24 protein-coding genes, 1 tRNA gene and 1 pseudogene are annotated in these 21,264 nt (G+C 63.7%); 18 read left to right on the forward strand and 8 right to left on the reverse strand.

Annotated features, from left to right (window positions below; genetic code table 11):
- Positions 1-82: 82 nt before the first annotated feature.
- Entirely contained in the window at positions 83-1,141 is a 1,059-nt protein-coding gene (nadA, locus tag ACMGT0_RS08850; protein WP_416772255.1) for a quinolinate synthase NadA, read from the forward strand.
- 217 nt (positions 1,142-1,358) lie between these two features.
- Here nadA and ACMGT0_RS08855 read toward each other — a convergent pair whose 3' ends face one another.
- The gene (locus ACMGT0_RS08855) at positions 1,359-2,792 is read right to left on the reverse strand and encodes a M48 family metalloprotease (RefSeq protein ID WP_416772257.1); all 1,434 of its coding nucleotides are present in this window, start codon (positions 2,790-2,792) and stop codon (positions 1,359-1,361) included.
- Positions 2,793-2,921: 129 nt separating this feature from the next.
- On the opposite strand from ACMGT0_RS08855, the gene ACMGT0_RS08860 reads away from it, so the two are divergent.
- Together ACMGT0_RS08860 and ACMGT0_RS08865 are read left to right on the forward strand one after the other, a co-directional pair.
- Positions 2,922-3,161, forward strand: coding sequence for a sulfurtransferase TusA family protein (locus ACMGT0_RS08860; RefSeq protein WP_054060226.1), 240 nt, complete (start codon positions 2,922-2,924; stop codon positions 3,159-3,161).
- A 32-nt stretch (positions 3,162-3,193) separates the two neighbouring features.
- Positions 3,194-4,264 (forward strand): AI-2E family transporter, encoded by a 1,071-nt coding sequence (locus ACMGT0_RS08865; protein WP_054060227.1) that lies wholly within the window; start codon positions 3,194-3,196, stop codon positions 4,262-4,264.
- Between the two features lie 187 nt (positions 4,265-4,451).
- Here the strand turns inward: ACMGT0_RS08865 and ACMGT0_RS08870 are convergent, their stop codons facing one another.
- Both ACMGT0_RS08870 and ACMGT0_RS08875 read right to left on the reverse strand, forming a co-directional pair.
- Positions 4,452-4,925, reverse strand: coding sequence for a peroxiredoxin (locus ACMGT0_RS08870; RefSeq protein WP_054060228.1), 474 nt, complete (start codon positions 4,923-4,925; stop codon positions 4,452-4,454).
- A 9-nt stretch (positions 4,926-4,934) separates the two neighbouring features.
- Positions 4,935-5,495, reverse strand: a complete 561-nt coding sequence (locus ACMGT0_RS08875) for a glycine cleavage system protein R (RefSeq protein WP_054060229.1) — start codon at positions 5,493-5,495, stop codon at positions 4,935-4,937.
- Positions 5,496-5,825: 330 nt separating this feature from the next.
- On the opposite strand from ACMGT0_RS08875, the gene dapA reads away from it, so the two are divergent.
- The 5 genes from dapA (at position 5,826) to ACMGT0_RS08900 (ending at position 9,515) form a co-directional block, all read left to right on the forward strand.
- On the forward strand, positions 5,826-6,704 hold the full coding sequence (gene dapA / locus ACMGT0_RS08880) for a 4-hydroxy-tetrahydrodipicolinate synthase (protein WP_416772261.1): 879 nt from the start codon (positions 5,826-5,828) through the stop codon (positions 6,702-6,704).
- Between the two features lie 17 nt (positions 6,705-6,721).
- Complete coding sequence (gene bamC / locus ACMGT0_RS08885; RefSeq protein WP_416772263.1) at positions 6,722-7,834, forward strand: outer membrane protein assembly factor BamC; 1,113 nt, start codon at positions 6,722-6,724, stop codon at positions 7,832-7,834.
- A 6-nt stretch (positions 7,835-7,840) separates the two neighbouring features.
- Entirely contained in the window at positions 7,841-8,641 is an 801-nt protein-coding gene (locus tag ACMGT0_RS08890) for an MBL fold metallo-hydrolase (protein WP_054064105.1), read from the forward strand.
- A complete protein-coding gene (gene purC / locus ACMGT0_RS08895; protein ID WP_416772265.1) occupies positions 8,628-9,341 on the forward strand; it encodes a phosphoribosylaminoimidazolesuccinocarboxamide synthase in 714 nt (237 codons plus the stop codon). The genes ACMGT0_RS08890 and purC overlap by 14 nt, the downstream gene beginning before the upstream one ends.
- An 84-nt stretch (positions 9,342-9,425) precedes the next feature.
- Positions 9,426-9,515 (forward strand) — tRNA-Ser (locus ACMGT0_RS08900).
- 174 nt (positions 9,516-9,689) lie between these two features.
- On the opposite strand, the pseudogene ACMGT0_RS08905 reads toward ACMGT0_RS08900, so the two are convergent.
- The 4 genes and pseudogenes from ACMGT0_RS08905 to ACMGT0_RS08920 form a co-directional block, all read right to left on the reverse strand.
- Positions 9,690-9,872, reverse strand: a pseudogene (locus tag ACMGT0_RS08905) (helix-turn-helix domain-containing protein); the annotation flags it as partial.
- Between the two features lie 86 nt (positions 9,873-9,958).
- Positions 9,959-10,444, reverse strand: coding sequence for a LasR-specific antiactivator QslA (locus ACMGT0_RS08910; RefSeq protein WP_416772266.1), 486 nt, complete (start codon positions 10,442-10,444; stop codon positions 9,959-9,961).
- Between the two features lie 469 nt (positions 10,445-10,913).
- Positions 10,914-11,291 carry an addiction module antidote protein gene (locus tag ACMGT0_RS08915; RefSeq protein ID WP_054060233.1) on the reverse strand — a complete coding sequence of 126 codons (378 nt, stop codon included), beginning with the start codon at positions 11,289-11,291 and terminating at the stop codon, positions 10,914-10,916.
- Positions 11,288-11,611, reverse strand: a complete 324-nt coding sequence (locus tag ACMGT0_RS08920) for a type II toxin-antitoxin system RelE/ParE family toxin (RefSeq protein WP_054060234.1) — start codon at positions 11,609-11,611, stop codon at positions 11,288-11,290. The genes ACMGT0_RS08915 and ACMGT0_RS08920 overlap by 4 nt, the downstream gene beginning before the upstream one ends.
- A 342-nt stretch (positions 11,612-11,953) precedes the next feature.
- Between ACMGT0_RS08920 and ACMGT0_RS08925 the strand changes: the two genes are divergently transcribed.
- From ACMGT0_RS08925 to ACMGT0_RS08960, 8 genes are all read left to right on the forward strand, one after another.
- The gene (locus ACMGT0_RS08925) at positions 11,954-12,877 is read left to right on the forward strand and encodes a LysR family transcriptional regulator (RefSeq protein ID WP_054060235.1); all 924 of its coding nucleotides are present in this window, start codon (positions 11,954-11,956) and stop codon (positions 12,875-12,877) included.
- A 73-nt stretch (positions 12,878-12,950) separates the two neighbouring features.
- Complete coding sequence (locus ACMGT0_RS08930) at positions 12,951-13,310, forward strand: 5-carboxymethyl-2-hydroxymuconate Delta-isomerase (protein ID WP_416772268.1); 360 nt, start codon at positions 12,951-12,953, stop codon at positions 13,308-13,310.
- 105 nt (positions 13,311-13,415) lie between these two features.
- Positions 13,416-13,601, forward strand: a complete 186-nt coding sequence (locus ACMGT0_RS08935) for a hypothetical protein (RefSeq protein ID WP_054060237.1) — start codon at positions 13,416-13,418, stop codon at positions 13,599-13,601.
- A gap of 97 nt (positions 13,602-13,698) precedes the next feature.
- Positions 13,699-15,081 (forward strand): glutamine synthetase family protein, encoded by a 1,383-nt coding sequence (locus ACMGT0_RS08940; protein ID WP_416772270.1) that lies wholly within the window; start codon positions 13,699-13,701, stop codon positions 15,079-15,081.
- A gap of 143 nt (positions 15,082-15,224) precedes the next feature.
- Complete coding sequence (locus tag ACMGT0_RS08945; protein WP_054064027.1) at positions 15,225-15,902, forward strand: class I SAM-dependent methyltransferase; 678 nt, start codon at positions 15,225-15,227, stop codon at positions 15,900-15,902.
- A gap of 141 nt (positions 15,903-16,043) precedes the next feature.
- Positions 16,044-17,177 (forward strand): ribonuclease D, encoded by a 1,134-nt coding sequence (gene rnd / locus ACMGT0_RS08950; RefSeq protein ID WP_054064028.1) that lies wholly within the window; start codon positions 16,044-16,046, stop codon positions 17,175-17,177.
- On the forward strand, positions 17,174-17,467 hold the full coding sequence (locus tag ACMGT0_RS08955; RefSeq protein ID WP_054061387.1) for a YcgL domain-containing protein: 294 nt from the start codon (positions 17,174-17,176) through the stop codon (positions 17,465-17,467). Before rnd ends, ACMGT0_RS08955 begins: the two co-directional genes overlap by 4 nt.
- 161 nt (positions 17,468-17,628) lie before the next feature.
- Complete coding sequence (locus tag ACMGT0_RS08960; RefSeq protein ID WP_054061386.1) at positions 17,629-18,561, forward strand: D-2-hydroxyacid dehydrogenase; 933 nt, start codon at positions 17,629-17,631, stop codon at positions 18,559-18,561.
- Between the two features lie 103 nt (positions 18,562-18,664).
- Here ACMGT0_RS08960 and ACMGT0_RS08965 read toward each other — a convergent pair whose 3' ends face one another.
- The gene (locus tag ACMGT0_RS08965; RefSeq protein ID WP_054061385.1) at positions 18,665-19,258 is read right to left on the reverse strand and encodes a nitroreductase family protein; all 594 of its coding nucleotides are present in this window, start codon (positions 19,256-19,258) and stop codon (positions 18,665-18,667) included.
- 278 nt (positions 19,259-19,536) lie between these two features.
- Here ACMGT0_RS08965 and ACMGT0_RS08970 point away from each other — a divergent pair, with 278 nt between their 5' ends.
- Together ACMGT0_RS08970 and ACMGT0_RS08975 are read left to right on the forward strand one after the other, a co-directional pair.
- Positions 19,537-19,986 (forward strand): YcgN family cysteine cluster protein, encoded by a 450-nt coding sequence (locus ACMGT0_RS08970; protein WP_054061384.1) that lies wholly within the window; start codon positions 19,537-19,539, stop codon positions 19,984-19,986.
- Between the two features lie 23 nt (positions 19,987-20,009).
- Entirely contained in the window at positions 20,010-21,248 is a 1,239-nt protein-coding gene (locus ACMGT0_RS08975) for a hypothetical protein (protein WP_416772272.1), read from the forward strand.
- The last annotated feature ends 16 nt before the right edge of the window (positions 21,249-21,264 follow it).

Here is a 21,264-nt window from a genome sequence, read left to right on the forward strand (position 1 = left end):
AGCCTAATATCCCGCTTCGGAAAGAGGCGGGGGCCGGGGTATACTCGACTTTCGCGCTCACGCGCTTGCAGGTCTTGCGAACATGACGCAAATTTCCGAACGCCTTCTGGTTCAAGCCCACCTCGACGCCAAGCAACCCAAACCGTTGAGTGCCGAGCAGGAGGCGACGCTCCGTGCCGAAATCGCCGCCGAGCTCAAGGCTCAGGACGCGGTGCTGGTGGCCCACTTCTACTGCGACCCGATCATCCAGGCCCTGGCCGAGGAAACCGGCGGTTGCGTGTCCGACTCCCTGGAAATGGCCCGTTTCGGCGCCGCTCACCCGGCCAAGACCGTGCTGGTGGCCGGTGTGCGCTTCATGGGCGAGACGGCGAAAATCCTCACGCCGGAAAAACGCATTCTGATGCCGACCCTGGACGCGACCTGCTCGCTGGACCTGGGCTGTCCGGTGGACGAGTTCTCCGCCTTCTGCGACCAGCATCCGGAGCGTACCGTGGTGGTGTATGCCAACACCTCGGCGGCGGTGAAGGCGCGGGCGGACTGGGTGGTGACCTCCAGTTGCGCGCTGGAAATCGTCGAAAGCCTGATGGACAACGGCGAGAAGATCATCTGGGCGCCGGACAAGCACCTGGGCCGCTATATCCAGAAGCAGACCGGCGCCGACATGCTGCTGTGGGACGGTGCCTGCATCGTTCACGAGGAATTCAAGTCCCGGCAACTGGAAGACATGAAGGCGCTGTACCCCGATGCGGCGATCCTGGTCCACCCGGAATCGCCCGAGTCGGTGATCGACCTGGCCGATGCGGTCGGCTCCACCAGCCAGTTGATCAAGGCGGCGCAGACCTTGCCGAACAAGACCTTCATCGTCGCCACCGATCGCGGCATCTTCTACAAGATGCAGCAGTTGTGTCCGGAGAAGGTCTTCATCGAGGCGCCGACCGCCGGTAACGGTGCGGCGTGCCGCAGTTGCGCCCACTGTCCGTGGATGGCGATGAATACCCTGGAGCGCACGCTGCAGTGCCTGCGCGAGGGCAGCAACGAGATCTTCGTCGATCCGTCGATCATTCCGCGGGCGGTACGCCCCTTGAAGCGGATGCTGGACTTCACCCAGGCGGCACGGATGAAGCTGAGCGGCAACGCCTGAGCCGTTTTCGCTTTGCGAGGTGTGCGGGTTCCGGGTAGGGCTTAGCGGCCTCTTCGCGGGCAAGCCTCGCTCCTACAAGGGATAGTGTCATGCGCCAAACGGTGTACGACGCAAATCCGTAGGAGCGCGGCTTGCCCGCGAATACAGTCGCAAGCCTGGCTCGCCCCCCAAGCCACCGGCATCACCCTCGGATCCGGTGTGAGCGCCAGCGCTTGCGTCAGCCGCCCATCATGTCCTTGACCAGGCGTTCCTGGTCGATCATTTCCTTCTGCCGTGCGTCGATCCGCGAGGCCAGCTGGAAGTTCGGCGCCCGGCGCTTGGCGAAGTCCAGTTGCTGGATCGCCTGCTTGTAGTCGCCAACCAGGGCGAAGTATTCGGCCCGCGCCTGGTGCAGGCCGATGATGTTGCCGGACTGACCACGGGTTTCGGCGATCTGGTACCAGATGTCCGGGTCATCCGCACGGGTCTTGAGCAGGTCGACCAGCACCTTCTCGGCTTCGGCAGGCTTGTTCTGCTTGCCCAGCAGGTCGACCTGGAGCTGCTTGAGCGGATAGTTGCCCGGATACAGGGCCAGCATCCGCTCGGTGCGCTGCGCGGCATCCGGCAGGCGGCCGCTGCTGATGTCGAGCTCGATCTGGGCCAGGTTGTAGATGATTTCGTTGGGCGACTTGGCCAGCAGTTGCTTGAGGTTCTCCCGCGCATCATTCAACTGGCTGCCCTTGATCTGGGCGATGGCCAGGCCATAGCGGGCGATCTCGGACTTGGGGTTTTCGTCCAGTTGGGCGCGGAAGCGCTTGGCCGCCAGCCCCGGGGAATCCTCGTAGGAGAGCATGACCCGGGCGCGAATCAGTTGGTAGCGCAGGCTGTCCTCGATACCGCCGGGCTTGGCCTGTTCGGCGCGGTTGCGGGTGTCGGCGATCCGCGATTCGGTGACCGGGTGGGTCAACAGGAATTCCGGTGGCTTGGCATCGAAGCGGTAGATGCGCATCAGGCGTTCGAACATGGTCGGCATGTTGCGCGGATCGTAGCCGGCCTTCTCCAGGTTGAGGATGCCGATCCGGTCGGCCTCCTGCTCGTTCTGGCGGGAGAAGCGCTGTTTCTCCTGGAAGGCGGCGGCCTGGGTCCCGGCGATGGTGGCGATACCGGCATCGCCGCCGCCGGCTGCGGCGACGATGATCCCGGTCAGCAGGGCTGCCATCATCGGCAACTGCATGCGTTGCTGGGCTTCGACGCCGCGGGCGAAGTGGCGTTGCGACAGGTGCGCCAGTTCGTGGGCCAGTACCGAAGCATACTCGCCTTCGGTCTGGGCGTTGAGGAACAGGCCGCCGTTGATCCCGATGATCCCCCCGGGTGCGGCGAAGGCGTTGAGCTGGTTGCTGTCGATCAGGATGAATTCCAGGCGCCGGTCCTGTACCTGGCTGGTTTCGACCAGCTTGTAGACCGTGGTTTCCACGTAGTCCTTGAGCTGCGGATCGTTCAGTTGCTTGACCTGGCTGCGCAGCAGGCTCAGCCAGGCGCGGCCCAACTGGTATTCCTGCTGGGGCGAGACGATGGCGGAGCTGGCGTCACCGAGTGACGGCAGGTCGTCGGCGAAGCCGGGGGAGGCGAGCAGGCAGGCGAGCGTCAGCAGGGTGGGGCGCAGAAATGTCATGCACAGGGCTCTAGTTCGGCAAAGCCCTTACTGTAGCCGCACACCACGTCGACGACCAGAGGTGGTATCGCTTGGGTTATCCTAGGCGGCTCGAACCCTCCGATCCGACACGCCGCCAGGAGTGAAGCAATGACCGACGCTGTAGAGTACGACGCCGAGCTGGATGCCAGCGGCCTGAACTGCCCGCTGCCACTGCTCAAGGCCAAGCTTGAACTCAATCGCCTGGCCAGCGGCGCGGTACTCAAGGTGATCGCCACCGATGCCGGTTCGCAGCGGGATTTCCGCACCTTCGCCAAACTGGCCGGGCATACGCTGTTGCGCGAGGAGGAAGACGCCGGGGTCTATCGCTATTGGCTGCGCAAGGCCTGAATGTCCAGCACTTAAATCGTTAGGGATTATTGATGTTCAAAGTGTTACGTGACTGGATCCAGCGCTACTTTTCCGACGAGGAAGCGGTGGTATTGGCCGTTCTGCTGTTCCTGGCGTTCACGGCCGTGCTGACCCTGGGCAAGATGCTCGCGCCGGTCCTGGCGGGCATGGTTCTGGCCTATCTGATGCAGGGCCTGGTGTTTGGCCTGGAGCGCATGCGCCTGCCTGGCGCGGCTGCGGTCGGCCTGGTGTTCGCGCTGTTCATGGGTTGCCTGTTGCTGTTCATGCTGGTGGTGGTGCCGCTGCTCTGGCACCAGTTGATCACGCTGTTCAACGAGTTGCCGGGGATGCTGGCCAAGTGGCAGTCGTTGCTGCTGTTGCTGCCGGAACGTTATCCACACCTGGTGTCCGACGAGCAGGTGTTGCAGGCGATCGAGGTGGCGCGGGGCGAAATCGGCAAGTTCGGCCAGTGGGCGCTGACCTTCTCGCTGTCCAGCCTGCCGCTGCTGGTCAACATGATGATCTACCTGGTGCTGGTGCCGATCCTGGTGTTCTTCTTCCTCAAGGACCGGGCGAAGATCCGCGACTGGGTGCGTGGCTACCTGCCGCGCGAGCGGGCGCTGATCACCCGGGTGGCGGAGGAAATGAACCGGCAGATTGCCAACTACATCCGTGGCAAGGTGATCGAGATCATCATCTGCGGTGGGGTCACCTACATCGCTTTCGTCGCACTGGGCCTCAATTACGCCGCCTTGCTGGCCCTGCTGGTGGGGCTCTCGGTGGTGGTGCCGTATGTCGGCGCGGTGGTGGTGACCGTGCCGGTGACCCTGATCGCGCTGTTCCAGTGGGGCTGGAGCGACCAGTTCATCTACCTGATGGCGGTCTACGGGATCATCCAGACCCTCGATGGCAACGTGCTGGTGCCGCTGCTGTTCTCCGGGGCGGTGAACCTGCACCCGGTGGCGATCATCTGCGCGGTGCTGCTGTTTGGCGGGTTGTGGGGCTTCTGGGGGGTGTTCTTCGCCATTCCGCTGGCGACGCTGTTCAAGGCCGTGCTGGATGCCTGGCCGCGCAGGGAGCCGATCGTGGCGCCGTTGCTGTAGGAGGATTGGCTTTTTTGTGGGAGCGGGCTTGCCCGCGAAGCTTTTGGCGGTCTTGCGGGCCTCTTCGCGGGCAAGCCCTGCTCCTACAGTTCGGTGTCGATCACAACATTCACGTACTACACCAGCCTGTAGGAGCAGGCGGTGCGGCGATCCGACTTGCCCGCGAAGCTTCTAGCGGCCCAACCGGTCAGGCCTTGTTCAGCGCCTGCGCCGCGGCCAGTACCTCGTCCACGTGGCCCGGCACCTTCACGCCCCGCCATTCCTGGCGCAGCACGCCTTTCGCATCGATCAGGAACGTGCTGCGGTCGACGCCCAGGTATTCCTTGCCGTAGAGCTTCTTCAGCTTGATCACGTCGAACAGCTGGCAGACCGCCTCATCCTTGTCGCTGATCAGCTCGAAGGGAAACGCCTGCTTGCACTTGAAGTTCTCGTGGGACTTCAGACCATCGCGCGAAACGCCGAAAACCTCGGTGTTGGCCGCCTGGAATGCCGCGTACTGGTCGCGAAAGCCCTGGCCCTCGGTGGTGCAGCCCGGGGTGCTGTCCTTGGGGTAGAAGTAGATCACCACCTGCTTGCCCTTCAACTCGGACAGGCTGACGGTCTTGCCGCTGGTGGCAGGTGCCTGGAAATCGGTTACGGCTTCATTGATGACAACGGCCATGCTGGCTCCTTACATGGGGTTCTGTGGGCGCCACGGTTCGATCAGCGCATCGAGGTTCATCGCGTCGGCGAAATCCAGGAACTGGTCGCGCAACCAGCTGATCTGCACGCCGGGCGGCAGGGTCACGGTGAAGGTGGCGTTGAGCATGGTGCCGCCGGTGTGCGGGGCCAGGTAGGTGTCGCAGGTCAGGTTCTCCAGGTCGACGTTGTGGTCGATGAAGAACTGGCACAGTTCGTTGATGATGTCCGAACGGTAGGCCGAGCTGACATAGGCGACATACGGCAGGGCCTGGGGACGGTTCTCCAGGGCACCGCTGCGCACCACGTTGACGGTCAGGTTGTGCTTCTTCGCCAGGTTCGGCAGGGCGGCCTCAAGGCGGGCCAGGGCGTCCCAGTTGCCGGAAATCTGCAGGACCAGCGCGCTGTACTCGCCATGGCGGGTCAGGCGCGAGGTCACCACGGCGCAGCGGTTTTCATGGCTGGCGCGGCACAGGACGTTGGTCAGCTCCATGGGGTTGGCGCCGAGGGCACTGATGACAAGGAATTGTTCGCGGACAGTGGGGGTGGACATGCAGCATTCCTAAAGCGATGAGCGGTCGGTACGTCGGGGCGTCATGGTTCGGCTCCTGCCCCGCGTGATGCTCGACGGCCGGGAAACGCGTCAAACCCTTGCATCGGCCTCTCAGGTGCGGGCGAGAGCGGGCGGCGGCAAGGCTGGAGCGGGTTTCGGGCGGCGAAAAGGGAGTCTGGAACCCGGCACATGACTGACTCAGTACCGATCAAAGTCTGAAGGGTAGCGAAAACCGGCGCCAAGGGGAATGCTCATGGCGAGTACTTCGCTTGTACAAGGCTGATGGCGCCAGTACCATTACCGCTCTCTTTTTCCGGCAGGAGCGGTTGCATGATTGCGGGCAGTATGGTGGCACTGGTCACACCCATGGATGCACAGGGTAATCTTGACTGGGACAGCCTGACCAAGCTGGTGGACTTCCACCTGCAAAACGGCACCAATGCCATTGTCGCGGTCGGCACCACGGGTGAGTCGGCGACCCTCGACGTGCACGAGCACATCGAAGTCATTCGTCGTGTGGTCGACCAGGTTGCCGGGCGCATCCCGGTGATCGCCGGCACGGGCGCCAACTCGACCCGCGAAGCGATCGAGCTGACCAGCAACGCCAAGAGCGCCGGCGCCGATGCCTGCCTGCTGGTGACCCCGTACTACAACAAGCCGACCCAGGAAGGCCTGTACCAGCATTTCCGTGCGATCGCCGAAGCGGTCGACATCCCGCAGATCCTCTACAACGTGCCGGGCCGTACCGCTTGCGACATGCAGGCCGAGACCGTGATCCGCCTGTCGAGCGTGCCGAACATCATCGGCATCAAGGAAGCCACCGGTGACCTGGAGCGCGCCAAGGCCATCCTGGCCGGCGTGAGCAGCGACTTCCTGGTCTACTCCGGCGACGACGCCACCGCGGTCGAGCTGATGCTGCTCGGCGGCAAGGGCAATATCTCGGTGACCGCCAACGTCGCCCCGCGTGAAATGAGCGAGTTGTGCGCCGCCGCGCTGCGTGGCGATGCCGAGACCGCCCGTGCGATCCACCAGAAACTGATGCCGCTGAACAAGACCCTGTTCATCGAATCCAACCCGATCCCCGTGAAATGGGCGTTGCATGAGATGGGCCTGATGCCGGACGGTATCCGTCTGCCGCTCACCTGGCTCAGCGCCACCTGTCACGAATCGCTGCGGCAGGCCATGCGCCAGTCCGGCGTCCTGGTTTAATTGAGGAAACACACCGCATGAAGCGATTGGCCGGACTTTCCGCACTTGCCTTGATTATCTCCAGCACCAGTGGCTGTGGCTGGCTTTGGGGCCCGGAAGGCTATTTCCGCGACCGTGGCAGCGACTACCTGGAGGCGCAGCAGACGCCAGCCATGCAGCTGCCGCCGGACGTCACCACGGGCAAGCGTCTTGACCCGCTGTTGCCGATCCCGCGCAACGTCGCCAGCGAAACCGTCAAGGGCCCGTACGAGGTGCCACGTCCGCAGCCGTTGCAGCTCGCGGCCAGTGCCAGCGACTACAGCCTGCAGAAGAGCGGCGACTCGAGCTGGATCCTGGGCCAGCACCCGCCGGCCGAAGTCTGGTCGGTGGCCATGCAGTTCTTCCAGGACAACGGTTTCCGCATTGACTCGCAACGTCCGCAGACCGGTGAATTCACCACCGCCTGGCAGCACTCCGACGAGCTGTCGGCGAGCCTGGCCAAGCGCCTGGGCAGCAGCGGCGCAGCCGGCAACGAAACCCGCGTGCGGGTACGTATCGAGCCGGGCGTGCAGCGCAATACCAGCGAAATCTACGTGGTCAGCGCCGAGCGTCCGGTGGGCAGCACGGCCAACGTCGACTTCACCGCGCGTTCGGTCAACACCGGCCTGGATTCGGCCCTGGTCGACGAAATGCTCTCGAGCATGAGCCGCAGCGCCGAGAAGGGCGGTTCGGTGTCCCTGCTGGCCGCCCGCGACTTCGATACCCCGAGCCGCGTCAGCCTGAGCCAGGACGGCAGCGGCAACCCGGTACTGAACGTCGGCGAAGACCTCGATCGTGCCTGGTCCAGCGTCGGCCGTGCCCTGGAGCAGGGCCAATGGCGTGTCGAAGACATCAACCGCAGCCTTGGCCTGTACTACATCAACCTGGCGGAAAAGGCCGAGCGCAAGAACGAGGAGCCTGGCTTCTTCGGCAAGCTGTTCGGCAGCAAACCGGCCAAGGAAGAGATCGAAGCCCGTGCCGAGCGCTACCAGGTTCGCCTGAGCAAGGTCGGCGACAGCGTGCAGGTCACCGTCGAGAAGGATATCAACACCGTGGCGCCGGCTGACGTGGCGCGTCGGGTGCTGGGTGTGATTCAGGACAACCTGGGCTGATTGCCGATGCGTTTTGCCGTTCTCGGCAGTGGTAGCCAAGGGAACGGCACACTGATAGCCAGTGGCGACACCTGTGTACTGGTCGATTGTGGTTTCTCCCTGCGGGAAACCGAGCGGCGCCTGGCGCGCCTGGGTATGCACCCGGCGCAACTGAGCGCGATCCTGGTAACCCACGAACATGCCGACCATGTGCATGGCGTGGGTTTGCTGTCTCGGCGCTACAATCTACCGGTGTACCTCAGTCGCGGCACCTTGCGCGGGATGCGCAAGCCTGTGGAGCCCGCGGGGTTCGTGGCGGGGGGCGAAACGCTGCAGATCGGCGCGCTGGCGATCGAGGTGGTTTGCGTCGCCCACGATGCCCTGGAACCGACGCAATACGTGTTCAGCGACGGCCAGCGGCGTTTCGGCCTGCTGACCGACCTGGGTTCGTACTGTGGGACCGTCATGGACCGCTACAGCGGCCTCGATGCACTGATGATCGAGGCCAATCATTGCCGCGACCTGCTGGCACGGGGGCATTACCCGTACTTTCTCAAGCAGCGGGTGGGCGGTGAACGAGGACATCTGAACAACCACCAGGCTGCCAACCTGGTGGCCGAGCTGGGCTGGCAGGGCTTGCAACACCTGGTGCTGGCCCACCTGAGCAGCAAGAACAACCTGCCGCAGCTGGCCCGGCAATGTTTTGTCGACACCCTCGGGTGCGACCCGGACTGGCTGCAACTGGCCGATCAAGATTCAGGGCTCGACTGGCGACATATCGCCGGGCCCAACAATTTAACAAGCGGAGCCCATCATGGAAAAACGTGAAGAATTCTACCGCGGCAAAGCCAAGTCGGTTTACAAGACCGACGACGCCGACCGCTTGATCCTGCTGTTTCGCAACGACACTTCGGCGTTCGACGGCAAGCGCATCGAACAACTCGATCGCAAGGGCATGGTGAACAACAAGTTCAACGCCTTCATCATGCAGAAACTCGAAGCGGCCGGTGTACCGACCCAGTTCGACAAGCTGCTGGGCGACAACGAGTCGCTGGTGAAAAAGCTCGACATGATTCCGGTGGAATGCGTGGTGCGTAACTACGCGGCCGGCAGCCTGGTCAAGCGTCTGGGTGTGGAAGAGGGCATGAAGCTCAACCCCTACACCTTCGAACTGTTCCTCAAGGACGACGCCAAGGGCGATCCGTTCATCAACGAATCCCACGTCGTGGCCTTCGGTTGGGGCACCGCCGAGCAACTGGCACGCATGAAGGAACTGTCGCTCAAGGTCAACGAGATCCTGAGCAAGTTGTTCGATGACGCAGGCCTGCTGCTGGTCGACTTCAAGCTGGAATTCGGCGTGTTCAGCGACGGCTCCATCGTTCTGGGCGACGAGTTCAGCCCGGACGGCTGCCGCCTGTGGGACAAGGACACCAAGAAGAAGATGGACAAGGACCGCTTCCGCCAGGGCCTCGGTGACGTCATCGAAGCCTACGAAGAAGTCGCCCATCGCCTGGGTGTACCGCTGTAATCGACGCAAGCATCTGATAGCACGGAATTTTTTTGCTTCAGGGGGTTCGCTTCCGGCAAAAGTGTTGGTATGATGCGCGCCATTGGAGAGATGCCAGAGTGGCCGAATGGGACGGATTCGAAATCCGTTGTACCTTCGCGGGTACCTAGGGTTCGAATCCCTATCTCTCCGCCATAACATGAAAAGCCCCTGAAGTCGCGAGACTCCAGGGGCTTTTTGCATATTGGCGTCACTCAATTTTTTACGCCTCGTGCAGCGATACCGGCTCGACCTCTGGTTTATGCTTGATTCTCATGTGGCTATAACCTATTCGAGTGCGAGCGGTGTCGCTACATGTTTGAACTCGCCTCATCCGACTGCTTTCATTGGCCTGATCAGGCTCTCCGCTGGAATTCCAAACATCTCATGCAGCTTCCAGATCATGGGCAGCGTCAGGGCTCGCTTACCATTCAGTACCTCATAGACTCTATTCTGCCGGCCAATGGCAGGCACAAGGTCAGCCGCTGACAGTCCAGATTGCTCCATCCTCAATTCGACTGTATTGGCATCAAATCCCGTCAATCCTGGGAGTGCCAGGCGCAAACCTTGAGAAAATGTGAGTTTCAGAATGCCTGGGTTCAGGCCTGCAGATAGCCTTGAATACGCCGCAGAAAACCGGCTTCGAATGCGTCTCGACCAGTTTGCGTGAGATAAAGCCGGCGCCGTCGCGCCAGTTCGGCCCAGAGTGGCGAGGCATCGGCCTGCTGCAGCCAGCGTTCGGCCTCGCGGGCCCCCTCGGCGAGTTGGCGGGCGTAGTGGTTGTCCCAGGGCGTCGGTGGTTCGTGGGTGTCGTTGGCGGCGCGGCGTGTTGCCGGGATGTGGATAGCGCGGGGCTGGGGCGATTCCAGTCGCTGAAGGGCCAGGGTGTAGAGCGCAATGCCATCGGCGATCAGGCGATGGGCCAGGCGTTCCTGTTCCGGGTCACGAAAGGCCACGCAGCGTGCGCCGTCCAGGCAGAACTTGGCGGCGACTCGAAAATGTGCGGCGGCTTCCAGAGGATTCAGAGAGGCCAGCCGGATCAGGTCGGACGGCGGTAGGCGAGACAGTAGTGAGCGATCAATCATGGAGGGGGCCTCCGTGATCGCGATGCAACGAAGCTGGACGTAGCGGGCGGTGCCCGTGCGTAAAAGGGGGGTAGGCCATTCTCCTTGTCTCCTCGGACGATTTAGGAACTGACTCCCACCGTTGTCACGCGGATTAGGGAGGCAGACCGTGCGAGGGTGACAAACCGGCGTCCGAGGGAACCGGCCAGGCCTAAGCCTGCCCCACACGGTCCGCCATAGGTGTACTAGCCGGGCGCCAACAGACGGCAGCTAAACAGCCATGACGCGATACCGCGCCTCGAACACTTTCAGGTTGTCACACCCGACCACAGGATTGACTGCGGCGAGACTAGGCTAGTGGCGGCGCTGCCAATCTAATAGTCAGGTATCGGCTACGCAATGGAAGTGCGGGTCTTATTGTTTTGTAGGACTTTTCGTTTAGCGGAGGGCGCAAGCCAGCGCCCTTGGTTTAGGGGTATACCACGCAGCGTTACGGATTCACCTGGTGTCCGTTGCATGCCGTATCGGGCGCTGCGGCTTCCGTTCCCGAGACGGGGCGATGGGAGACTACCTTGGACAGGCCGACTCCCAGGGCCTGGAGCACCTTCAGCACGGTCGACAGTTTCGGGTCGCCACCGGTCGCCAGGGACCTGTAGAGATTCGGCCTGGCCAGGCCGGTGTTTTGAGAGAGGCTGCTCATGCCACCCCTCGCTTCTACAAGACGACGGATGGCGATAAGAAACGCGTCTTCCCCGCCGACCTCGTCGATTTCCTCGAGCGCGACAGACAGATACTCAAGGGCAAATGTTTCGTCGTCTCGAAGCATTTCAAGAACGCTGTCTTCGTGAGAACGAGTCCGGGTCGTCATTTTCCTTTCACCTTGTGGTTTATCCAGAGAGCCTTGGCTTGATTGATGTCGTTCTGCTGTCTGTCCTTGGAGCCTCCACCCAGCAGGAAAATGACCTTTCGGCCTTCCAGGGCGTAATAGACACGGTAGCCAGGACCCAAATCGAGCTTCATTTCAAACACGCCATCGCCCACCGGTTCGGTTACGCCAAAATGGCCGAGAGAGGCACGGTCGACCCGGGCGGTGATTCTTGCCCTGGTGCGAACGTCTCGCACGCTATCGAGCCAGGCCTGGTAGATATCCACGCCATTGGCAGACAGTAAGTGTTCCACCTCGTACATCCTGAATGTACCTTAAAAGAGACATCTGGTTGATTGGATTTTTGTATGGATCTCGCTGGTTGGGTGAGGTAGCCACCCGTATCGGTAGCGCCGAGTAGCCGTGAAAGGGCTTGGGGCGTAGGGACGAGGCTCGAGGGAGCGCTGACGAAATCAGGCTAGCGCCGGTGGCCTCAGCCTCACAGTCAGGCGTCGGCTATGCAGCATCGCGTGCGGCTCTTATTGCTTCGTAGGTTTTTTCGCTGTGCGCGCCATGGCTGGTGCGTGCCCCCCCGTCACTGGGCGGGATTTCCTGAAACACCCCTTGTACACTGGGGGGTGTTCCGGGGAGAGGGGGAGTAGCGGATGAATCGCAACGAGCTGCGCAAGGCCGACATCAACCTGATGGTGGTGTTCGAGGCGCTGATGCTGGAGCGCAATGTCACGCGGGTGGCGGAAAAGCTCTTTCTGGGCCAGCCGACCATCAGTTCGGCGCTCAATCGCCTGCGGACGATGTTCAACGACCCGCTGTTCATCCGCGTCGGCCATCGCATGGAGCCGACCGCCCGGGCCGAGGAGCTCATCCAGTACCTGTCGCCGGCCCTCGACTCGCTGTCCAATGCCCTGAGCCTGACCCACGATTTCGACCCGGCCAGCAGCACCATGACCTTTCGCATCGGGCTGTCGGACGACGTCGAATTCGGCCTGTTGCCCAACCTGCTGCGCGCCCTGCGCCAGGAGGCGCCGAATGTGATGATCGTGGTCCAGCACGTCGACTACTGGCGTATTCCGGACCTGCTCGCCTCCGGCGATATCACGGTCGGCATCAGCCAGACCCGCGGCCTGCCGGCCAACGCCAAGCGCAAGCTGCTGCGGCACATCCAGCCGATGCTGCTGCGCGCCGATGCCTCGTCGACGCCCATGAGCCTGGATGAATACTGTGCCCGCCCGCATGTGCTGGTGTCCCACACGGCGAACGTCAGCAGCCTGGCCGATGAGTGGCTGGCGGAAATCGGCCGCAAGCGCCATGTGGTGCTGTCGGTACCGCAATACAGCGCCTTGCCGGCCCTGCTGGCGGGGACCGACCTGATCGCCGGCCTGCCGGACTACGCGGCGCTGGCGATGGCCGCGTCGGGCTCGGTGTTTGCCGAACCGCTGCCGTTCAAGACGCCGACTCTCGACCTGTCGATGGTCTGGCTCGGCATCGTCGACACCGACCCGGCTGAACGCTGGCTGCGTTCGCGGCTGGAGCAATTCATGAGCGACCGCCTGCCCCCGGCGCTTGCGTGAGGTTTTTCTGACCGCTTCGACAGGACGCGTGCTATACCTTTCGCTTTGTCCACCGACCTTTCGGAGCTAGCGCATGCCTCACGTTTTCCTGGAATACACCTCGAACCTGACCGATTTCGAGCCCGACAGCGCCCTGCTACGGATCAACCATGTGCTGGTGGCGTCCGGTCAGTTCGCGGCGGAGTCCACCATCAAGAGCCGGGCGACCCGGGTGGAGAGCTTTCGCGTGGGCACCGGCCTGAATGTGCGTGGTTTCGTGCATGTGAAACTGGCCCTGCTGAGTGGGCGCTCTGCGCAAGTCAAGGCACAACTTTCCGAGAGCCTGCTGGCCGGCTTGCAGGAACTCGGCAATTGGCCAGCATCGGTCGAAGTGCAACTGTCGGTGGAATTGGTGGACCTGGATCGTGAGTCTTACGGAGAAATCACGCTCTGACCTGACATTGTTTAGTCGCTGGGCAACCGAGCATCATGAAAACTGTATTTAATGGCTGATTCCGGCGTGTGAGTCTGCAGCTCTTCTGTTCACTGCGGCAGGCTCATGGACGCGCGCATCAACCCGATCAGGCAGGACGTGTCGGCCGTTGGCCAGGCGCCGGGTATCGATGCTGCCGGTCTGTCGATGGCGGCCCTGCCCAGCGCGGTCGCGCTGCCTTGCGAACTGGCCTTCTGGGCGCTGTGGCATTGCCGCCATGCGCGTCCGCCGGATGTTCTCCCTTCCCGTTGAGTCATTTCACTGACTGCGGGCGGCCCTTGTCCGCCGCCCGGGTCGACATGGCGGGCGTCGTTGCGCCCGCCTGACGCGGAATAGGAGAAAACGCCCCATGAGTGTTGCCTGTCAGTCCTTCGCTGCGCTGGAAGAAGCCCGGTCGTTCCTGGAACGGAACCCTGATATCGAAATGTTCGAGCTGTTTATCATCGATAACAACGGTGTGCCGCGCGGCAAGTTGCTGCACCGGGACGAACTGCTGGCGGTGTATGCCGGCGGCCGGCCCTTGCCGAGCACGATCCTCGGCCTGACCCTCAACGGCGACGATGTGGAAAACTCCGGGCTGGTCTGGGATGTCGGCGATATCGACTGTCGTGCCTATCCCATCGCTGGCAGCCTGCAGCGCATGCCCTGGCGGCGGATACCGACTGCGGCGGTGCAGGTCGGCATGCACCCCAGCGAGGGGCTGCCAGCGGCGGTGGCCGATCCACGCCAGTTGCTGGCCAAGGTGGTCGGGCAACTCCAGGCCGCAGGCTACTACCCGGTGATGGCGGCCGAACTGGAGTTCTACCTGCTCGACCAGCAGCGCGACAGCAACGGCCGCCCGCAGCCGGCCCGCGACGCCGATGGTGGGCGGCCACGGACCACGCAGGTCTATGGCTTGCGCGAGCTGGAGCAGATCGAACCATTTCTCGCCGACCTTTACGAGGCCTGCAAGCTGCAGGGCATTCCCGCGCGCACGGCGATTTCCGAATATGCCCCCGGCCAGGTGGAAATCACCCTCGAACACCGTGCCGATGCCTTGCAGGCGATGGATGAGGCGGTGCGCTACAAGCGATTGGTCAAGGGCGTGGCCCACAAGCATGGGATGATCGCCTGCTTCATGGCCAAGCCCTTCGATGACCAGGCCGGTACCGGCATGCACATGCACGTGAGCCTGGCCGACAGGGAAGGGAACAACCTGTTCGCCAGCGACGCGGCCGAGGGCACGCCGCTGCTCAGGCAGGCGGTGGGCGGCATGCTCGCGACCCTGCTCGATTCGTTGCTGCTGTTCTGTCCCCATGCCAACTCCTACCGACGTTTCCAGAGCAACAGCTACGCGCCGCTGGCCGCGACCTGGGGGATCGACAACCGCACCGTGAGCCTGCGGGTGCCGGGTGGGCCGGCGGCGTCGCGGCATATCGAACACCGGATCTGCGGCGCCGATGCCAATCCGTACCTGGCGGCCGCGGCGATCCTGGCGGGCATCCATCACGGCATCGTTGCGCAACGGGATCCCGGCGCGCCGATCGAAGGCAACGGCTATGCCCAGGCCGGCGAGCGCCTGCCCACCGACTGGCTGACCAGCCTGCGGGCGCTGGAGGGTTCCCGCTGGGCGCGCGAGACATTCGGCGACGAGTTCCTTGGCGTTTATCTGGCGGTCAAGCGTGCCGAGTATCGGCAATTCATGGGCGAGGTGGGCGAGCAGGACTGGCGCTGGTACCTGCACCCGGCGTGAAAGTCACGGCTTGATGCGGCCGCGGCGTATTTTTCACGAAATGTTGATGCCCACCTGACTAAGGTTCGAGTGCTGTCGGGAGAAGCTTCCCCGCTCGCGACAGCGCTTCCGATCGTCGGTCAATGCAACAGAGTCCGTCAGACATGTCAGCGCCATCGCCTTCACTTGTCGAGCTTGAGTTCGCCCGCCAGCATGCGCGCGAGCATGCACGGGTGTGCCGTGATGCTCATCCCCAGGGCATATTGGCGCGCATTGGGCTTTGGCGTGAAGAGTGCCTGGTGCGCCAGGCGCTGAAGATGGCCGGTGAACCGGGCCTGGTGCTGGACCTGCCCTGTGGGGCCGGGCGTTTCTGGCCGGTGTTGGCCAAGCGTGGCAACCGCGTGGTGCTGGCGGCGGACTCGTCGCGGGAAATGCTCGAACACTGCGCGGTGCATCATTCGCCCGAGCTGTTCAGGCGGGTCAGGACCTTCCAGAGTTCGGCGTTCGCCATCGGCCTGCCGGAAAATGCGGTGGACTGCATTTTCTGCGTGCCATTGTTCGCCCATATCGCCGAGCGCGAGCACCGCCTGGCGATCCTCGGCGAGTTTCACCGGGTCAGTCGCGACACGGTGATCCTGTCCGTGTGCCTGGGCGGCAATCTCATGGCCTGGCGCCACCGCCACGCGACCGTTCGTCCGGAACTGGAAAACCAGCCGGTGCTGCTGGGCAAGGCGCAGATCGAAGCCGAGTTCCACGAAGCCGGTTTCGAGATCGTCGGCCATCGTGACTTCCTGCCGGGGTGTGCCATGCGTCGGGTCTATGTCCTGCGCAAGGACAGCTGACATCTTCCGGGCCCTGCGAACTTGACGAGTAAGACTATTCTTTCAGCGCAGCGAGGCATTCGCTCACGCACTTGCAGCGCGGATGCTCGGAAATCGCCTGCAGCGATATATACTGCGCGCCATTCTTCAAGGGAGAGCCGTGTGGCCATCGATATTCACTGGATCCGCGACAACGATAGCCTCGGTCGGCATTGCACTGAATGGCAGCAACTACCTTTCGTTGCCCTCGACACCGAATTCATGCGGGTCGACACCTTTTATCCCATCGCCGGGCTGATCCAGATCGGTGATGGCGCGCGCGCTTACCTGATCGACCCGTTGACCATCGACAACTGGCAACCCCTGGCCGCGCTGCTGGACAACCCGGCAGTGGTCAAGGTCGTGCACGCCTGCAGCGAAGACCTCGAAGTCCTGTTGCGCCTGACCGGCAGCCTGCCGACGCCGTTGTTCGACACCCAGCTGGCCGCGGGCTACCTGAACCTGGGCTTTTCCATGGGCTATTCGCGGCTGGTCCAGGAAGTTCTCGGTATCGAGCTGCCCAAGGGCGAAACCCGCTCCGACTGGCTGCAACGCCCGCTGTCGGACACCCAGGTCAGCTATGCCGCCGAGGATGCGCTGCACCTGGCCGAGGTCTACAGCCGCCTGCGCCCGCAACTGTCCGACGACAAGTATGCCTGGGTGCTGGAGGATGGTGCCGAACTGGTCGCCAACCTGCGCCGCGAGGTCGACCCCAACGAGATCTATCGCGACGCCAAGCTCGCCTGGAAACTGTCCCGGGCGCAACTGGCGGTGCTGCGGGAACTCTGTGCCTGGCGCGAACGCGAGGCCCGTGCCCGCGACCTGCCGCGCAACCGGATCATCCGCGAGCACTCGTTGTGGCCGTTGGCCAAGAGCCAGCCGGACAACCTGGTGACCCTGGCCCGCATCGAAGACATGCACCCACGCACCGTGCGCCAGGACGGCGAGTTCCTGCTCGAACTGATCAGGCGCGCGGCCAGCCTGCCGATGGACCAGTGGCCGCCGGCGGTGCCCGAGCCCCTGCCGATCGAGGCCGGAGCGCTGGTCAAGCGCCTGCGCGCGGTGGGCCAGGCGGCGGCCGAGCGGATGAACATCGTGCCGGAACTGATGCTGCGCAAGAAAACCCTGGAGGCGCTGATCAAGAGCGGCTTCCCTGACGGACCCTATCAATTGCCCGATTCGCTGCGTGGCTGGCGTCGCGAATTGCTGGGCCAGGCCCTGCTCGACAGCCTGGCGACTGCCGGAGAACAGCCTTGAAACATATCTGCTCGATCTATCGCAGCCCCCGCAAGAACGAAATGTACCTCTACGTGCTCAAGAGCGAAGCCCTGGAGCGCGTACCGGAAACCCTCCTGCAGGTGTTCGGCAAGCCGCAGCATGCCTTCGACCTGGTGCTGACCCCCGAGCGCAAGCTGGCGCGCGAAGATATCCACAAGGTGCTGGAAAACCTCGACAAGCAGGGTTATCACCTGCAGATGCCACCGGCCGAGGACGAGTACATCGAGCACCTGCCCGAAGAGTTGTTGCGGCGCAATGACCCGGTCTGAGCCACACCCCTGAGTGTCCCGGCCTGTGCGGGTTGATGCGAATCAACCCTACAGGCCACCCGGGCGCTCCATTTCAATGGAATGCATTTCCGGCGGTCGCCGAGCACGATGGAGAGCGCTTCATCGGCGGCCGTCTGCACCGTTTTTGAAAGGTTTGAACCATGCGCGTTCTGATTGCCGAACACGACCACGCCGTGTATGCCCGCCTGCTGCGTCAGGCGCAGCCCGAACTTGAAGTCATGACCAGCGGCGATTCGGCGGTACTGTCGGGAATGGCGGCCGATTGCCCGGTCTGGCTCGGCCAGCCGGACCTGATGGCCAGCCTGTTGCGCCAGGGGCACCGGCCGCAGTGGCTGCAGTCGACCTGGGCGGGGATCACGCCGCTGCTGGCCGAAGGCCTGCCGCGCAACTACCGGCTGACCCGGGCGGTCGGCATTTTCGGCCAGTTGATGGCCGAGTACGTCCTGACCTACATGCTCGGCCATGAGCGCGAGGTGCTGGCGCGGCTGGTCAGCCAGGTCGAGCGCAAGTGGGATAACCGCACCGGCCTGGGGCTGGCGGGGCGCAAGGTGCTGATTGTCGGCGCGGGCGATATCGGCCAGAGCGTGGCGCAGTTCCTGCAGCCGTTCGGTGTCGAGTTGTACGGCATCGCCAGCGAGGCCCGCGAGCAGGCGCCGTTCATCCGGGTCGATGACCTGGAGGCGCTGGGCGAGCGGGTGGGCGAGGTGGACTACGTGGTCAACCTGTTGCCCAATACGCCGGCGACCCATGACCTGTACGACGCGGCGATGTTCAAGCGCTTCAAGCCGACCGGCCTGTTCATCAATGCCGGGCGCGGCGTGTCGGTGGTCGATGCGGACCTGGTGCAAGCGTTGAAGGAGGGCCATCTGGCCGGTGCGGTGATCGATGTCTGCCGCCAGGAACCGTTGCCGCAGCGCCATCCGTTCTGGACGGCCTGGGGATTGCTGCTGACCGGTCACAGCTCGGCGCCGACCTCCCCGCCGATGATGGTGCAGTTGTTCGTCGAGAACCTGCGGGCGTACCAGGCGAGCCAGCCGCTGCGCGGCGAAGTGCGGTTCGAGCGCGGTTACTAGGCCTGCGACTGCCATCTCCCTCAGTTGATCGTTCCCACGCTCCGCGTGGGAACGATCGAAAAGCGCCAGCACCCTCTCGGTCAGCCAGCGTTTTCACTGCCGATTACAGGCTGAAATCACCCTCGGCCGCCAGTGCGCTCACCGGCTCGCGTGGGCTCGGTACTTCCCGGGCCTGCAGGTATTCGGCGAGGCTGGCCTTGTCGCCCAGCTTGCCGACCGCCACCGCCGCGTGCAGGGCGTAGCCGTCCGGAATCTTCAGCTCCTTGCGGGCCAGTTCCTGATCGAAGCCGGCCATGCCGTGGGTGTGCCAGCCGCTCTGGCTGGCCTGCAGGGCCAGGTAGCCCCAGGCCGTGCCGGTGTCGAAGGTGTGCCACAGGGCCGGGGTTTCCTCGGCGGCGCCAGGCACCTTGAAGGTGGTTTTCGAGATCACGATTACCAGCGCCGACGCATGCTGCGCCCAGCCGCGGTTGAACTCGTTGAGCAGGCCGAGGAAGCGTTCCCAGTTCGGCGTGTCGCGACGGGCGTAGAGAAAGCGCCATGGCTGCGAGTTGTAGGCCGATGGCGCCCAGCGTGCGGCTTCGAAGAAGCTCAGCAGGGTTTCCTCCGGGATGGCTTCGCCGGTAAAGGCGCGGGGCGACCAGCGTTGGGTGAACTGGGCGTCGATGGGATAGTCGGCGACACGTGGGTTGGCACTCATGGGCGATTCCTGACTGGAGTCCGAAGTGAAGGGAGTTGGGGCGACCCTGGCCGCTGGCGCGGTGTCCGGTCGTGATGCCCGGCCCGTCTACAGTCCGCTTCGTGCGGCGCGGAGGAGCGCTAATGGCAGTTGGCTAGCGGGCTTTGGGGCCATCAAAACTACTGTGCCCGGGCGCGGCTGACAAGCTTTCATCAACCGACAGTCGCCAATGCTTGGCCCTTTGCGGCCCGGGCACTAGACTGGCGACCTTTTCACTACCCGATGCAGATGTCTGAACCATGGCCGCAAAAGTCGAACCCTTCTGGATACGCAAGACCCTCGATCAGCTCGATCAGGAAGAATGGGAGTCGCTGTGCGACGGCTGCGGCCTGTGCTGCCTGCAAAAGCTCGAGGATGAAGAGGACAACAGCGTCTACTACACGCGGATCGCCTGCAAGCTGCTGGACCTCAAGACCTGCCAGTGCACCGACTACAGCAACCGCCGCGCTTCGGTGCCCGACTGCATCCAGCTCACGCCGGGCAAGGCCGACGAGTTCAAGTGGTTGCCGCCGACCTGCGGTTATCGACTGGTCAGCGAGGGCAAGGACCTGCCGCTCTGGCACCATCTGGTCTGCGGCGATCGCGACGCGGTACACCACGAGCGCATTTCCCAGTCCGGCCGGATGCTGGCCGAGGGCAGCGTGCCCGAGGACGACTGGGAAGACCATCTGATTTTCCGCGCCGGTTGATCGGCGGGCCTGAGGGAGTGTTTATGCCGGTGCGTTGCCGACTGTTGGCGGGGTCGCTGCTGTTGATGCTGGCCGGCTCCGCCTGGGCCGGGAAGAAAGTCGACCTGGATTACCACTTGCGCCTGTTGCCGCAGAGCGACCAGGTCGAAGTGCGCCTGACCCTGGCCCAGGGGGCGGCGGTGCGCAGCCTGGATTTCGACCTCGGCGCCCAGGGCTACTACACCGACTTCAAGGCCGACGGCCAATGGCTGACGCGGCCGGATCAGGCCGGCACCAGCAGTCGCGGCATCTGGCGTCCGGCCGCCGGCAAGGCGAGCCTGAGCTATCGGGTGAGCATCAGCCACCCGCGCCGCAATGGCACCTTCGATACCCGCATGACCAGTCACTGGGCCCTGCTGCGGGGCGAGGAACTGGTCCCACCGGCGCACCTGGACCAGCAGGACGGTACCGAGCTGGTGTCGCGACTGGACGTGGAACTGCCCAACGGCTGGAAAAGCGTCGAGACCGCCTGGCCGCGGATCGGCAGGAACCGCTTTCGCGTCGATAACGTCTCGCGGCTGTTCGACCGCCCGACCGGCTGGCTGCTGGCCGGCGATCTCGGCAGCCGGCGCACACGGCTGGGCGAAACCGAGGTGACGGTCGCTGCGCCGCGGGGCGAGGGCATGCGGCGGATGGATGTGCTCACGCTGCTGACTTTCGTCTGGCCCAAGCTGCAGGAGGTGTTTCCGCGCAACCCGGCGAAACTGCTGGTGGTCGGGGCCGGGGAACCCATGGTGCGGGGGGGCCGCGCAAGCCATGACTCGATCTACCTGCACAGCACCGGGCCGTTGATCGGCGAGTCGGGGGCCAGCCCGCTGGTGCGGGAACTGGTGCATGTCTTTGGCCGGATCAACGATAGCCACCGCAGCGACTGGATCGGCGAAGGCCTGGCGGAGTACTACGCCATCGAGCTGGTGCGACGCGCCGGGGGCATGAGCGAGGAGCGCTACCGGGCGGTGCAGGCGAAGCTGGCGCGCAGCGGACACAAGGTCGCCAGCTTGCGGGGCGAGCAGGTGAGCGGGGCGACGGTGGCCCGGGCGGTCTTGCTGCTGCAGGAACTGGACCGGGAAATTCGCCAGCAGACCGACAACCGGCACTCGCTGGACGACGTGAGCCGGGCGGCGATGCGCCTGGATACGGTGACCACCGAGGAGTTCATCCAGTTGAGCGAAAGCGTGCTGGGTGGGTCGTCGAAGGTGTTGGCGACCGACCTGCTGAAGTAAACCTTTTGGGTTTGTG

It is taken from the genome of Pseudomonas sp. RHF3.3-3, from assembly GCF_048069595.1.
GTDB lineage: Bacteria > Pseudomonadota > Gammaproteobacteria > Pseudomonadales > Pseudomonadaceae > Aquipseudomonas > Aquipseudomonas fuscovaginae_B.

Excerpts from the sequence above, each read along its gene's own strand:
- ACMGT0_RS08855 (WP_416772257.1), bottom strand. The coding sequence starts at position 2,792 with ATGACATTTCTGCGCCCCACCCTGCTGACGCTCGCCTGCCTGCTCGCC.
- ACMGT0_RS08865 (WP_054060227.1), top strand. The coding sequence starts at position 3,194 with ATGTTCAAAGTGTTACGTGACTGGATCCAGCGCTACTTTTCCGACGAG.
- bamC (WP_416772263.1), top strand. The coding sequence starts at position 6,722 with ATGAAGCGATTGGCCGGACTTTCCGCACTTGCCTTGATTATCTCCAGC.
- dapA (WP_416772261.1), top strand. The coding sequence starts at position 5,826 with ATGATTGCGGGCAGTATGGTGGCACTGGTCACACCCATGGATGCACAG.
- ACMGT0_RS08975 (WP_416772272.1), top strand. The coding sequence starts at position 20,010 with ATGCCGGTGCGTTGCCGACTGTTGGCGGGGTCGCTGCTGTTGATGCTG.
- ACMGT0_RS08965 (WP_054061385.1), bottom strand. The coding sequence starts at position 19,258 with ATGAGTGCCAACCCACGTGTCGCCGACTATCCCATCGACGCCCAGTTC.
- ACMGT0_RS08860 (WP_054060226.1), top strand. The coding sequence starts at position 2,922 with ATGACCGACGCTGTAGAGTACGACGCCGAGCTGGATGCCAGCGGCCTG.
- ACMGT0_RS08925 (WP_054060235.1), top strand. The coding sequence starts at position 11,954 with ATGAATCGCAACGAGCTGCGCAAGGCCGACATCAACCTGATGGTGGTG.
- ACMGT0_RS08875 (WP_054060229.1), bottom strand. The coding sequence starts at position 5,495 with ATGTCCACCCCCACTGTCCGCGAACAATTCCTTGTCATCAGTGCCCTC.
- ACMGT0_RS08935 (WP_054060237.1), top strand. The coding sequence starts at position 13,416 with ATGGACGCGCGCATCAACCCGATCAGGCAGGACGTGTCGGCCGTTGGC.
- ACMGT0_RS08960 (WP_054061386.1), top strand. The coding sequence starts at position 17,629 with ATGCGCGTTCTGATTGCCGAACACGACCACGCCGTGTATGCCCGCCTG.
- ACMGT0_RS08945 (WP_054064027.1), top strand. The coding sequence starts at position 15,225 with ATGTCAGCGCCATCGCCTTCACTTGTCGAGCTTGAGTTCGCCCGCCAG.
- purC (WP_416772265.1), top strand. The coding sequence starts at position 8,628 with ATGGAAAAACGTGAAGAATTCTACCGCGGCAAAGCCAAGTCGGTTTAC.
- ACMGT0_RS08970 (WP_054061384.1), top strand. The coding sequence starts at position 19,537 with ATGGCCGCAAAAGTCGAACCCTTCTGGATACGCAAGACCCTCGATCAG.
- ACMGT0_RS08910 (WP_416772266.1), bottom strand. The coding sequence starts at position 10,444 with ATGATTGATCGCTCACTACTGTCTCGCCTACCGCCGTCCGACCTGATC.
- ACMGT0_RS08915 (WP_054060233.1), bottom strand. The coding sequence starts at position 11,291 with ATGACGACCCGGACTCGTTCTCACGAAGACAGCGTTCTTGAAATGCTT.
- ACMGT0_RS08870 (WP_054060228.1), bottom strand. The coding sequence starts at position 4,925 with ATGGCCGTTGTCATCAATGAAGCCGTAACCGATTTCCAGGCACCTGCC.
- nadA (WP_416772255.1), top strand. The coding sequence starts at position 83 with ATGACGCAAATTTCCGAACGCCTTCTGGTTCAAGCCCACCTCGACGCC.
- ACMGT0_RS08930 (WP_416772268.1), top strand. The coding sequence starts at position 12,951 with ATGCCTCACGTTTTCCTGGAATACACCTCGAACCTGACCGATTTCGAG.
- ACMGT0_RS08890 (WP_054064105.1), top strand. The coding sequence starts at position 7,841 with ATGCGTTTTGCCGTTCTCGGCAGTGGTAGCCAAGGGAACGGCACACTG.
- ACMGT0_RS08920 (WP_054060234.1), bottom strand. The coding sequence starts at position 11,611 with ATGTACGAGGTGGAACACTTACTGTCTGCCAATGGCGTGGATATCTAC.
- ACMGT0_RS08940 (WP_416772270.1), top strand. The coding sequence starts at position 13,699 with ATGAGTGTTGCCTGTCAGTCCTTCGCTGCGCTGGAAGAAGCCCGGTCG.